Origin of the sequence: Bacillus spongiae, assembly GCF_037120725.1 — a bacterium.
Classification (GTDB): Bacteria; Bacillota; Bacilli; order Bacillales; family Bacillaceae_K; genus Bacillus_CI; species Bacillus_CI spongiae.
Window position 1 is genome coordinate 318,181 of record NZ_JBBAXC010000001.1, and the last position, 13,147, is coordinate 331,327.

A 13,147-nucleotide genomic window follows, 5' to 3' on the forward strand; every position below is an offset into this window, starting at 1 on the left:
GTTTTAGGTTAGGCTGTAACCAGGGTGGTACCGCGAGCAGCTCTCGTCCCTGTATGGGGATGAGGGCTATTTGTGTTTTCTTCTAAGTTTCAGACTATAGTAATAGGAGGAGTAAGCTGATGAAGAAACTAACAGGCGCAGAAATTCGTCAAATGTATTTAGATTTTTTCCAGGAAAAAGGCCATAAGGTCGAAGCAAGTGCATCACTTGTGCCGCACGATGACCCATCTTTACTCTGGATTAATTCAGGTGTAGCGACGTTAAAGAAATATTTTGACGGGCGAGTTGTTCCAGATAATCCGAAAATTGTGAATGCTCAAAAGTCCATTCGCACGAATGATATTGAGAATGTTGGAATTACGACTCGACACCACACATTCTTTGAAATGCTAGGGAACTTTTCAATCGGTGACTATTTTAAAAAGGAAGCAATTCACTGGGCATGGGAGTTTTTAACGAGTGAAAAATGGATTCAATTCGACCCAGAAAAACTGTCAGTCACCATTCATCCTGAAGATGAAGAGGCACTTAAAATTTGGCGTGATGAAATAGGGCTACCAGAGAAGCAAATTATTCCGATGGAAGGAAACTATTGGGATATTGGGGAAGGGCCGAGTGGACCAAATACGGAAATTTTTTATGATAGAGGACCAGACTATGGAAACGATGAAAATGATCCGGAACTATTTCCTGGTGGAGAAAATGATCGTTACTTAGAGGTATGGAATTTAGTATTTTCTCAATTTAATCATAATCCTGACGGTACTTATTCCCCTCTTCCAAAGAAAAACATTGATACTGGGATGGGCCTTGAACGCATGGCATGTGTTATTCAAGAGGTTCCGACTAACTTTGATACGGATTTATTTATGCCAATTATTTCTGCTACTGAAAAGATTGCAGGTGTAAGTTATTCAACAGACGGCGAGTTTAACAGTGCATTTAAGGTCATTGCTGATCATATCCGAACAGTGGCGTTTGCCGTGGGTGACGGTGCATTACCTTCAAATGAAGGACGTGGATATGTTCTTCGTCGCCTCCTGCGAAGAGCAGTTCGTTTCGCAAAACAAATTAACATCCACCGTCCGTTTATGTTCGAACTGGTGCCTGTCGTAGCAGACATTATGGTCGATTATTATCCAGAAGTGAAAGAGAAAGTCGACTTTATTCAAAAAGTCGTAAAGAATGAAGAAGAACGTTTTCATGAAACATTAAATGAGGGCCTATCAATTCTATCGAATATGATGAAAATAGCTAAAGAAGCAGGGGAAAAATCGTTATCTGGTAAGGATGTATTTCGCCTTTATGATACGTACGGATTTCCAGTCGAGTTAACCGAAGAGTATGCAGGTGAGGAAGGCTTGGCATTGGACCATGAAGGTTTTGAGGCAGAGATGGAGCAACAGCGTAACCGAGCTCGTTCAGCCCGACAAGGGAATGGATCAATGCAAGTACAAGGTGGAGTATTAGGTGATATTACAGTCGAAAGTACATTTGTTGGTTATGATACGCTCTCTACAACAAGTCAAGTTGCAACCTTGATTGAAGAAGATTCTTTTACAAAGACTGTATTTGAAGGCCAAGAGGTTCAATTAGTATTAACTCACACTCCGTTTTATGCCGAGAGCGGTGGACAAATAGCAGATAAAGGGATTATTACTGGTCCAAGTGGAAAAGCAGAAGTCCTGGATGTAAAGAAGGCGCCAAATGGACAAAATCTTCACAGAATCAAAATAATAGAAGGCACCCTCAACTTAGGTGATAAAGTCGAAGCCATTGTAAATGTTGAATTACGTCAAGATATCATCAAGAACCATACAGCGACGCATTTACTACATCGGGCTTTAAAAGACGTCTTAGGAGATCATGTAAACCAAGCTGGATCCCTAGTTCAAGCAGAACGACTGCGTTTTGATTTTTCTCATTTTGGACAGGTTACGGCAGAAGAATTAGAACAAATTGAACACATCGTAAACGAGGAAATATGGAAAGCTATATCTGTGTCTATTGAAACAAAACCTTTAGAAGAAGCGAAAAAAATGGGGGCAATGGCACTTTTTGGTGAGAAGTATGGAAATGAAGTTCGGGTTGTGTCAATTGGTGATTTTAGTATTGAGCTATGTGGTGGTTGCCATGTTTCGAATACTTCTTCGATTGGACTTTTTAAGATTGTATCTGAAAGCGGTATAGGTGCTGGTACGAGAAGAATTGAAGCAGTGTCAGGGAAGGCTGCTTACAGCCTTTTAAACGAACAAGTAGAGCTTTTAACACAAGCAGCATCGAAATTAAAAACGAAGCCGGATAATATCCTTTCTAGGGTGGACTCTTTATTGGTAGAAATGAAAGAGTTGCAACGGGACAATGATTCATTGTCGGCAAAACTTTCTAATATTGAAGCTGGCAATTTAACAGACACAATTAAAGAGGTAGATGGAATACCGACCCTTGTTGCTAACGTACAAGCATCAGACATGAATGCCCTTCGCACAATGGCAGATGAACTTAAGCAAAAAGTCCCATCAGGTATTATCGTGTTAGGTTCTCCACAAGGTGAAAAAGTGAACATCATTGCAGTGGTGTCAAAAGATTTAGTTGAAAAGGGATACCATGCCGGAAAACTAGTAAAAGAAGTTGCATCACGTTGTGGTGGAGGTGGCGGTGGACGCCCAGATATGGCACAAGCAGGAGGTAAGAATCCACAACAATTGGATAGCGCACTTTCTTTTGTAGAAGAATGGGTGAAATCCGTTTAATTAACTGATAAAGTGGTGTACAATGTAGTAGAACATAAGGAACTAGTAAATTAGGCTAAAGAGGGGTGCGATTAAGTGAGCTCTTTTGATAAAACAATGAGATTCGATTTTTCAGATGAACCATTTGAGCGTGATGTAAAAGAAGTATTGATGCAAGTTCATGGAGCATTACAAGAAAAAGGGTATAATCCAATCAATCAAATTGTTGGGTATCTCTTGTCTGGAGATCCAGCCTACATTCCTCGCCATAAGGATGCACGAAATGTCATTCGTCGTCTAGAACGAGATGAAATTATTGAAGAATTAGTTAGGTCCTATTTAAAGCAACGCTAAAGAGGGGTAAATATGCGAGTAATGGGTTTAGATGTTGGTTCTAAAACGGTCGGTGTTGCCATCAGTGACGCGCTAGGTTGGACTGCTCAAGGTATTGAAACGATTAAAATTGATGAAGATCGCGGTCAGTTTGGTTATGACCGTATCGCCCAACTAGTAGAAGAGTATCAAGTCGAAAAAATTGTTATTGGTTTGCCGAAAAATATGAACAATACAATTGGACCTAGGGGCGAGTCGTCGCAAAAATATGGACACTATCTTGAAAAAAGGCTTAATACGTCGGTTGTTTTTTGGGATGAGCGTTTAACAACGATGGCAGCGGAAAGAATATTATTAGATGCAGATGTTAGTCGCAAAAAGCGAAAAAAAGTGATTGATAAAATGGCTGCGGTAATGATTCTGCAAGGGTATTTAGATCGTATAAAATAATGAGGTGAAGAAATTGGAACATGGTGAAAAACATATTACAGTAATTGATGAACAAGGAAATGAACAGCTTTGCGAAGTATTGTTCACATTTGAAAATGATGAGTTCGGAAAGTCCTATGTTCTATACTATCCAGTTGGAGCGGAAGAAGACGAAAATGAAGAAATCGAAATTCATGCAGCTTCCTTTAACCCGAATGCAGAAGGGGAAGAAGGCGAATTAAAACCGATTGAGACAGACAAAGAGTGGGATATGATAGAAGAAATGTTGAACACATTCCTTGACGAGGAAGAAGAAGAGCAATAAACTGGAAAAGAGGCGATATTATCGCCTCTTTTTTATTTACTGAATGTAGTAATGTTCATCAGCCAAAAATGGTACAAGAAAACGAAATAGATAAAAGGAAAGCGGGAGGGGTTTTCAGTGTTTTTTCTTCAAATGTCAGGCTTTCCGGGAGCAGGAAAATCAACTCTTGCTAGAAAAATAGCGGCATCTACAGGATCAATCGTATTAGACCATGATATTGTTAAAACGGCTATGATAGAAGCGTTAAATGAAAAAGGAATGGACTCAAAGGAAATGGGGCAAGTATCCTATTCAATTGAATGGGCACTGGTGGATTTCCATTTATCTCAAGGTCATAGTGTTATTTTAGATAGTCCTTGCTTTTATGTGGAAGGGGTAGAAAAGGGGTTATCGCTTTCTAAAAAGCATAATGTTAAGTATAAATATGTTGAATGTTATCTTAACGATGTGAACGAAATTGATAGAAGACTACACCAACGTAAAAGAATGATTAGCCAGATTGAAAAGGTTGTTTCAAAGGACGCATTTCACCATTGGGTAAATAACAGCAAAAAACCATCCGATGTAAAGTGTCTTGTTGTTGATACAAAAAAACCGTTAGAAAGCTATATACATAAGGTAGTCGATTATTTAAATGAGCCATAGGAAATGAAGAGGACAAACTAATATGCCAAAAATGAGTCCAAATTAAAGCTGATGGATAAATTGGTGATTCTTTCAAAGGGGTAATTTTTGCTAAACACATTACAATAGTAATTTTATTTACTCAATTGTTCGAAGTATAAGTAAATAAAATGTGAGGAAATCACTTCTTTTATTACCAACTTTAAAAGGGGAACTGTCTTTACATACTATCCTAATAAAAGGAACACTCTATTCTTAATGAGTAAAAATATAGTATAATGGTATGGGCATAAGAAATTTTGGAGATTGTCCCGCTTTAGCTTAAAAAGGGGGAGTATGATAATGGCTAAAAATAGATCAAGAAAAGAGCAATGGTGGGCAAAAATGAAAGAGAGACAAAATGACGCGAAACTTATCCGTAAGATTGTCTTGATTTCGCTTGCAATCATCTTTTTAGTTGGTGGAGTCACGATAGCTGGGGGATATTATTATATTAAAGGAGCTCTTGAACCAGTTGAAGCAAAAAGTGAAAAAGAAGTAACAGTCGATATACCAATTGGTTCAGGTGTAACAGCAATCGGGAATATACTTGAGAAAAGTGGAATTATACATAATGCGACTATATTTAAATATTATGTAAAATTCAATAACGAATCTAACTTTCAAGCAGGTACATATGACCTGAAGCCATCAATGACATTAGATGAAATTATAACGAGTTTAAAAACAGGCAAGGTGTTTAATGAAGCCGTATTTAAACTGACCATTCGCGAAGGAATTACACTTGAAGAAATTGCAGAGACGTTTGAAAAGAAAACACCTTATTCTGCAGATGAATTTCTTGCGAAAGTGAACGATGAAGAATTTATTAAGCAGTTAATGGGCACTTATCCAAATATATTAACAGACGAAATATTTGCAGAAAATATTCGTTATCCGTTAGAAGGTTATTTATATCCTGCTACCTATCCTTTTTATGAGGAAGAGCCACCTCTTGAAGAAATGATTAAGACGATGCTTGATAAAACAGAAGAGGTTGTCACTGAGTTTGAAGGCTTAATGACGGAGAAAAAAATGACGGTGCATTACTTATTAACGATGTCCTCTCTAATTGAGGAAGAAGCAACGGAAAGCACAAGTCGAAAAAAGGTTTCAAGTGTGTTCTATAACCGGTTAGCTAAAGGTATGCGTCTTCAAACTGACCCAACTGTTTTGTATGGAATGGGGAAACATAAGGATCGGCTGTTCGAGAAAGATTATATGTTTGATTCTCCGTACAATACATATCAAATTGATGGACTCCCACCAGGACCTATTGCTAATCCGAGCAAAACGTCCATTGAAGCTTCATTAAAACCTTATGATACTAATTATGAATATTTCCTTGCAGCAGAAAATGATGAGGGTGTAACGGAAATCCATTTTAGTGAGACATTAGATCAACATGAAGAATTACGATCTGAATTAATCTTAAACAATTAGAAACGGACGGAGGAAAGAGAAAGATTCGCTTTCCTCTTCTTTTTATGCTAAAATAGTAAAAGTATTTTTTATGGGTAGCGTTTTTTTCAGGGGAATTTAAGACAGAAGAGAAAGCTAATAGGAGCTTTCTACTTTTTTATTAAATAACTCTGTAGACGCTATTTTTTCATGAATTAACAATCGTGACGAAAGTGAGGGAGGAGTCAACGTGAACGATTCCGTCCATCCATATATAGAAAGCCTTGTAAACAAACGAACAGATTTATTGTTAGAAATGGAAGAATACGCCTCTGAACATCTTGTGCCTATAATGGAACTTGTTGGAATAGAGAATTTTTTACAGTTACTTCGAATTCAACAACCTTTATCCATTTTAGAAATCGGTACAGCCATTGGTTATTCTGCCTTAAGAATGGCCGAGACTTTGCCAAACTGTCGTATTGTTTCCATTGAACGTGATTCAGTGAGGTATGAAGAAGCGAAGGCATTTGTTAATCGATCCCCTTATAAAGATCGTATTACACTTATTTATGGAGACGCTCTTGAGGTGAAAGAACAGGTATACAAATTCAAACAGTTTGATGCAGTGTTTATAGATGCTGCAAAAGCTCAGTACCAAAAGTTTTTTGATTTATATAGCCCTTTGCTTTCTGAAGAAGGGATCATTTATACAGATAACGTACTCTTTAAAGGATTCGTAGCAAATATCGATCAAGTGCGTAGTCGTAATATAAGAATGTTAGTAAAAAAAATACAACGATATAATGAATGGTTAATGAAGCATCCTGACTATGATACAAGTATTGTACCGGTTGGAGATGGGATGGCCATTAGTATAAAAAGAGGTGGAAAAAATGAAGAAACCTGAACTGTTAGTCACACCGACAAAGGTTGAAGATATAAAACTACTTACTGAGGCTGGAGCTGACGCATTCGTCATTGGTGAACAAAGGTTTGGTTTACGACTTGCAGGTGAATTTGATCAAGATCAGGTAAAGGAAGCCATTGAGATTGCTCACTCGTTAGGAAAAAAAGTGTATGTTGCAATGAATGCGATTTTTCATAACGATAAAGTAGAGGCCTTGACAAAGTATGTTGCATTCCTGAAGGAAGTAAAGGCAGATGCCATTATTTTTGGTGATCCAGCTGTTTTAATGGCTGTACGAGAGGTTGCTCCAAATATGACCCTTCATTGGAATACTGAAACAACTGCTACAAATTGGTATACTTGCAATTATTGGGGACGGCGAGGAGCAAAACGAGCTGTTCTTGCTCGTGAAATTAATATGGACACTATCGTGGAAATGAAAGAAAATGCTGATGTTGCACTTGAAGTTCAAGTTCATGGCATGACTTGTATGTTCCAATCAAAGCGCTCTCTGCTTGGGAATTATTTTGAGTACCAAGGAAAAGCGATGGAAATTGAAAATCGCAAAGAGAATAAAAATATGTTTTTACATGATAAAGAAAGAGAAAATAAATACCCAATCTATGAAGATGAGAATGGTACCCATATTATGAGTCCAAATGATATTTGTATTATTGACGAACTACAAGAGATGATTGAAGCTGGTATCGATTCATTTAAAATCGACGGTGTTTTAAAGTCCTCTAACTATATAATTGAAGTAACAAGATTATATCGTGAAGCGATTGACCTTTGTGTAGAAGATGAAGAGCTATACGAAGAAAAGAAAGAAGAGTTATTAGCAAAAATAGAAGAAATTCAACCAGAAAATCGATTGTTAGATACAGGATTCTTTTTCAAAGAGACGGTTTATTAAAGAACAGTCATATCAGACTAAATTAATTATAGAAAGGGAGAGAATTGGATGCCTACGGTCATAAACGATAAGATAGCACAAATCGTCGACGGCAAGCGAACAATTGTTAAAAAACCTGAACTTCTTGCTCCAGCAGGTAATTTAGAAAAACTAAAAATTGCTGTCCATTACGGTGCAGATGCCGTGTATATCGGTGGTCAAGAATATGGATTGCGTTCAAATGCAGGGAATTTTACGTTTGAACAAATGAAGGAAGGCGTCGAGTTTGCTAAAAAATACGGTGCTAAAATATATGTAACAACTAACATTTATGCACATAATGAAAACATTGATGGGCTAGAGGAATACCTTCGAGGTCTTCAAGAAGCAGGCGTTACAGGGATTATTGTGGCAGATCCACTTATTATTGAAACATGCCGACGTGTTGCACCAAAAGTGGAGGTTCATTTAAGCACGCAACAATCTTTATCCAACTGGAAGGCGATCCAATATTGGAAAGAAGAAGGGTTAGACCGAGTTGTACTTGCCCGTGAAGTAAGTGGAGACGAAATCCGTGAAATGAAGGAAAAGGTGGATATTGAAATTGAAACCTTTATTCATGGTGCCATGTGTATCGCCTACTCTGGACGTTGTACTTTAAGTAATCACATGACTGCTCGTGATTCAAACCGTGGTGGTTGTTGCCAGTCTTGTCGCTGGGACTATGATTTAAACGAGTTGAATAACGAGGAAGAAAAGTCACTATTTAATTCAAACGATGCTCCATTTGCAATGAGTCCTAAGGATTTAAAGTTAGTAGAATCTATTCCTACAATGATTGAGCTAGGTATAGACTCGTTAAAAATCGAGGGTCGTATGAAATCGATTCATTATGTTGCAACAGTGGTAAGTGTTTACCGTAAAATCATTGATGCGTACTGTGCTGATCCAGATAATTTTAAAATTAAGAAAGAATGGTTGGTAGAACTTGAGAAATGTGCAAATCGAGATGCGGCACCTGCATTTTTTGAAGGTGTTCCGGGCTTCCAGGAGCAGATGTTTGGTGTACATGGTCGTAAAACATCTACAGAGTTTATCGGACTTGTTCTCGACTATGATCCTGAAACGAGCATTGTGACACTTCAGCAGCGTAATCATTTCAAACCAGGACAAGAAGTTGAGTTTTTTGGACCTGAAATAGAAAATTTCACCCAAATTATTGAAACTATTTGGGATGAAGATGGACAAGAAATTGATGCAGCACGCCATCCTTTGCAAATTGTCCAATTTAAAGTAAGTCAACCTGTCTATGCAAACAACATGATGCGAAAGGAGAACTAATACGAATTATGGAACGTAAACCGATAGTAATTGGAGTAGCTGGAGGTTCTGGATCCGGTAAAACAAGTGTAACAAAAGCGATTTATGAATCCTTTCAAGAGCACTCTATATTAATGATGCAACAAGATTTTTACTATAAAGATCAAAGTCACCTTCCGTTTGAAGAGAGATTAAAGACTAATTATGATCATCCTTTAGCGTTTGATAATGACCTATTAATTGAGCATATACAGAAGCTATTAAATTTTGAACCGATAGAAAAGCCGGTGTATGATTACAAAGTGCACACTCGTTCAGATGAAACGATTCATGTAGAACCTAAAGATGTCATCATTCTAGAAGGAATTCTTGTATTAGAAGATGAAAGATTACGTAACTTAATGGATATAAAGCTTTATGTGGACACGGATGCTGATTTACGAATAATCCGTCGTATGCTTCGAGATATTAAAGAGCGAGGCCGTTCAATTGATTCAGTCATTGACCAATATGTAAATGTCGTTCGTCCAATGCACAATCAATTTATTGAACCGACGAAACGATATGCAGATGTAATTATTCCTGAGGGTGGACATAATCGTGTGGCAATCGATTTAATGGTCACAAAAATTCAAACAATTCTTGAACAAAAGTCTTTTTTATAATACGATAGCATAGACATCAAAAATGAATAATGAGTTTTTATGTAGAGCACATATTTTTTTAGCGCGACCATTATGGTGGCGCTAAATCCGTATTTTTCTTCACGTACCTACATAATATGAACAACAAGCTACGTGAAGGTTAAATTTTAGAAGGAGTGAAGGGATTTGGCTACAGAGAAAGTTTATCCTATGACACAAGCTGGTAAAGAGAAGCTTGAACAAGAATTAGAACAATTAAAATCAGTAAAACGAAAAGAAGTAGTAGAGAGAATAAAAATAGCAAGAAGTTTCGGTGATCTTTCCGAAAATTCAGAATACGATTCTGCGAAAGAAGAGCAAGCATTTGTAGAAGGGCGTATCTCCACATTGGAGGCAATGATTCGAAATGCTAAAATTATTGAAGAGGATGAGCAATCATCTGATACTGTTACGCTTGGAAAATCAGTTACATTTGTTGAACTACCAGAAGGAGATGAAGAAACTTATACGATCGTAGGTAGTGCAGAGGCTGATCCGTTTGAAGGGAAAATTTCAAACGATTCGCCAATCGCTAAAAGTCTACTAGGTAATAAAGTAGGAGATCAAGTTTCTGTCCAAACACCTGGTGGAGAAATGAAAGTGAAAATCACAAAAATTAACTAAGTGCATCCGTAATACTAGCATATGTAAATATCTTTCGAACGTATTCAAGTACTTTTTAGACGTTGATGAAGTGTATGATGCCCATTCGAAGTGATTAAAAAGCGATCGCTCGGAGATCTCAATCTCCAAGCGGTCGTTTTTTATTTTTATCTACGGAGTAATAAATTAAGTGCTTCTAATAGGGGTTAATTTATTTTTCATACTTAATCATAAAAAATACTTAACAGCTACGTTATTAAGTATTTTTTTTCTGAAGGAGTGAACAATGAAAATGAGGTGAAGCGATGAAGTCAATGAGGCGGATTAAACTTTTTGCAGCTTTCATGCTTACTTTGCATGTTTTATTAATGGGAAGACTTCTACAATTGCAGTTAGTTCAAGTTGAATCTTATTCTAAAAAGAAAATCAATTTATTAGAAAAAAGTGTAAAGCAGCGAACTCAGCAATTTGTCATTGATTCTGGTCGAGGGCAATTTCTAGATGCGAATAATCAGCCACTTTCTTATTCAGAACGATATGTGCTAGTGTTATTTCCCTTTATCCAATTTGACGATCAAGCCTTAGCAAAACTCTCGTCTAATATACCGATGGATTTGACAACTCTTCAAAAAACGCTCAAAGAAACAAAACAACCAGTCAAGCTTACACAGCTTTCGCTAAATGAACACCAAGTGAAAGAAATTAATAATTTGAGGCTGGATGGGGTGTTTGTTGTGAAAGAAAAAATAGTAAAAGATACTCCTCTTGCGACACAGTTTATCGGCATTACTGGTGAGAATCAACAGCTGTTTGATCAACGCTACCCATCCAAATCACTAAATCCTCTGCAACCAATTGGACAAACTGGATTACAAAAAATGTTTGATGAGCTGTTATTATCTGAAGGTAATGAAAAACTAATGTATCATGTAGATGCATTTGGAAGACCATTATTCGGTCTAGATGTCAAATACAGTTCACCAAATAATTCGTTTTTTCCATTAAATATTAAAACGACAATAGATGGAGATCTCCAACAGGAGTTAGAGAACTATATTGATACAACTTCACTAATTTCTGGAGGTATTCTCTTGTTAGATATTGAAAATAGCGAATTAAAAGCTGTTGTATCAAGACCTAAAATAACGAATAATGACCCATTTAGCAATCCAGGTATAGAGAACCTGATGTTTACTCAGTTAACACCTGGGTCTGTATTTAAAACGGTAATTGCTGCTGCAGCTATTGAAAATCTATTAGTAAATGATCAGGAAACATTTGATTGTGACAAAAATATATATGGGGAAATTGAAGTAGAAAAAATGCAATTTGGTCAGTTGAATTTTAAGGAAAGCTTCACCAAAAGTTGTAATGCAGCTTTTGGGGAATTAGCTGTTCGACTAACGAGACAAAATCCAAAGCTAATAGCACGATATGCAGAGAAGCTTGGAGTAGTTGGAGGAGTAGGGTGGAAGGGTGACTTTTTCCATAATCATAATTATTCCCAATTAGAAGAAGATATCGGTCAAATATATACGACTACAGGAACGGACAATGAAAGTGTACATAAACAAACAGGAATAGGACAATTGGACGTTCAAGTAACACCTTTAGCAATAGCTAATATGATGGCTACTATTGCTAGAGGCGGGGAGAGATTCATGGTAAATGGGGTTTCAGAAGTTCAATATCAAAATGGATCACAGTTTTATTCTTTTGATACGAAGCACTTGGAAGGTGAAACAATCTCTCCATATACAGCAATGAAGTTGCAAGAACTTCTTCGTTCGGTTGTAAAAAGTAAGCAGGGGACTGCACATGCTCTATCTGAACTACCTTATGAAGTAGCGGGAAAAACAGGCACTGCCGAAGTTGAAATAAGAAATGGAACTCCATATTATCATAAATGGTTTGCTGGATATTTTCCTTTTGACAAGCCGAAATATGCCCTTGTAGTGGTTAATACTAACACTACTTATTCAGGGGAAAGTGCTCATCAACTATTTGCAGATACTGTTAATATACTGAAATCTAGAGAGAATTTACTATATAATCAGTGAGATAGGCCCTTTAAACAAATGATAAGATATGATAATCTCAATAGATAGTATATTTTTCTTGTATTAAAGGAGAGGAAACTTGTGAGTTATTTATCAAGAAGTGATAAACGGTCTAAGAGAAAAAATAAAAATCTCATGTTAAACTCACTCATTTTAGTTGTGTTGGCGCTTATTTCCGTGGTCGGCTATCAAATAGTATTTGGCGATAAACAACAAGCGGCAACGTCAGCTAAAAAAGAGGTTAGTCAATCTGATGAGAAGGAAAATAGTATTATTAAAGAAGAAACAAATGAAGAAAAGACTCCTGAAGAAGGGGAAGAGGATTCGGTAGAAACCTCAGATGAATCTACAACGGATACTCAAGTTGATGATATAGAAACAGAAATAGAAATAGAAGAAAATGATCAACTGGAAGACCAAGAGATTATAACTGAAAGCACTAATGATCCGAACGTTGAGAACAGTTATGTAAATCCTAACTGGGAACCTATAGGTACGAACCAGACTGGAGAACATGTTTCCAGTTATGAAATAGAATCAACTGATTGGAAAGAAAAAGAAAAAGCAATTGCTTATGGAGCTAACCTTTCTGAAGACAATTTAATTGTTTGGTACATTGAAAATGGGGGTGCGCCTAATAAAGCAATTGGAACGGTAACATCCTCAGATGAGCAGGAGATTTATCGCGTATATATTGAATGGATTAACGGAGAGGGTTGGACACCAACAAAAGTCGACCGTCTGCTAGAAAATGATAAGAAGCAAACAGCTGAGGAGTAATCCCTCAGCTGTT

General features: G+C 37.0%; 13 protein-coding genes. All 13 read left to right on the top strand.

All coding sequences use genetic code 11. The annotated features are described in order from the left end of the window. Window positions 1-119 precede the first annotated feature (119 nt). The 13 genes from alaS to WAK64_RS01535 all read left to right on the top strand — a co-directional run bounded on the left by alaS (window position 120) and on the right by WAK64_RS01535 (window position 13,134). On the top strand, window positions 120-2,753 hold the full coding sequence (gene alaS, locus WAK64_RS01475) for an alanine--tRNA ligase (RefSeq protein WP_336585144.1): 2,634 nt from the start codon (window positions 120-122) through the stop codon (window positions 2,751-2,753). Between the two features lie 75 nt (window positions 2,754-2,828). Beyond that, window positions 2,829-3,086 (top strand): IreB family regulatory phosphoprotein, encoded by a 258-nt coding sequence (locus WAK64_RS01480; protein ID WP_336585145.1) that lies wholly within the window; start codon window positions 2,829-2,831, stop codon window positions 3,084-3,086. A 12-nt stretch (window positions 3,087-3,098) separates the two neighbouring features. Next, window positions 3,099-3,515 (top strand): Holliday junction resolvase RuvX, encoded by a 417-nt coding sequence (ruvX, locus tag WAK64_RS01485; protein WP_336585146.1) that lies wholly within the window; start codon window positions 3,099-3,101, stop codon window positions 3,513-3,515. A gap of 13 nt (window positions 3,516-3,528) precedes the next feature. Continuing rightward, complete coding sequence (locus WAK64_RS01490; protein ID WP_336585147.1) at window positions 3,529-3,819, top strand: DUF1292 domain-containing protein; 291 nt, start codon at window positions 3,529-3,531, stop codon at window positions 3,817-3,819. 117 nt (window positions 3,820-3,936) lie between these two features. After that, complete coding sequence (locus WAK64_RS01495; RefSeq protein ID WP_336585148.1) at window positions 3,937-4,464, top strand: P-loop nucleotide/nucleoside kinase family protein; 528 nt, start codon at window positions 3,937-3,939, stop codon at window positions 4,462-4,464. Window positions 4,465-4,779: 315 nt separating this feature from the next. Next, window positions 4,780-5,925 carry an endolytic transglycosylase MltG gene (gene mltG, locus WAK64_RS01500; protein ID WP_336585149.1) on the top strand — a complete coding sequence of 382 codons (1,146 nt, stop codon included), beginning with the start codon at window positions 4,780-4,782 and terminating at the stop codon, window positions 5,923-5,925. A 208-nt stretch (window positions 5,926-6,133) separates the two neighbouring features. Then, the gene (locus tag WAK64_RS01505; protein ID WP_336585150.1) at window positions 6,134-6,793 is read left to right on the top strand and encodes an O-methyltransferase; all 660 of its coding nucleotides are present in this window, start codon (window positions 6,134-6,136) and stop codon (window positions 6,791-6,793) included. Next, window positions 6,780-7,709, top strand: coding sequence for a peptidase U32 family protein (locus WAK64_RS01510; RefSeq protein WP_336585151.1), 930 nt, complete (start codon window positions 6,780-6,782; stop codon window positions 7,707-7,709). Before WAK64_RS01505 ends, WAK64_RS01510 begins: the two co-directional genes overlap by 14 nt. 48 nt (window positions 7,710-7,757) lie before the next feature. Then, complete coding sequence (locus WAK64_RS01515; protein ID WP_336585152.1) at window positions 7,758-9,029, top strand: peptidase U32 family protein; 1,272 nt, start codon at window positions 7,758-7,760, stop codon at window positions 9,027-9,029. An 8-nt stretch (window positions 9,030-9,037) separates the two neighbouring features. Beyond that, on the top strand, window positions 9,038-9,673 hold the full coding sequence (udk, locus tag WAK64_RS01520) for a uridine kinase (RefSeq protein ID WP_336585153.1): 636 nt from the start codon (window positions 9,038-9,040) through the stop codon (window positions 9,671-9,673). Window positions 9,674-9,838: 165 nt separating this feature from the next. Beyond that, on the top strand, window positions 9,839-10,315 hold the full coding sequence (gene greA / locus WAK64_RS01525; protein WP_336585154.1) for a transcription elongation factor GreA: 477 nt from the start codon (window positions 9,839-9,841) through the stop codon (window positions 10,313-10,315). A gap of 284 nt (window positions 10,316-10,599) precedes the next feature. Beyond that, complete coding sequence (locus WAK64_RS01530; RefSeq protein WP_336585155.1) at window positions 10,600-12,354, top strand: peptidoglycan D,D-transpeptidase FtsI family protein; 1,755 nt, start codon at window positions 10,600-10,602, stop codon at window positions 12,352-12,354. Window positions 12,355-12,435: 81 nt separating this feature from the next. Beyond that, on the top strand, window positions 12,436-13,134 hold the full coding sequence (locus WAK64_RS01535) for a YrrS family protein (RefSeq protein WP_336585156.1): 699 nt from the start codon (window positions 12,436-12,438) through the stop codon (window positions 13,132-13,134). The last annotated feature ends 13 nt before the right edge of the window (window positions 13,135-13,147 follow it).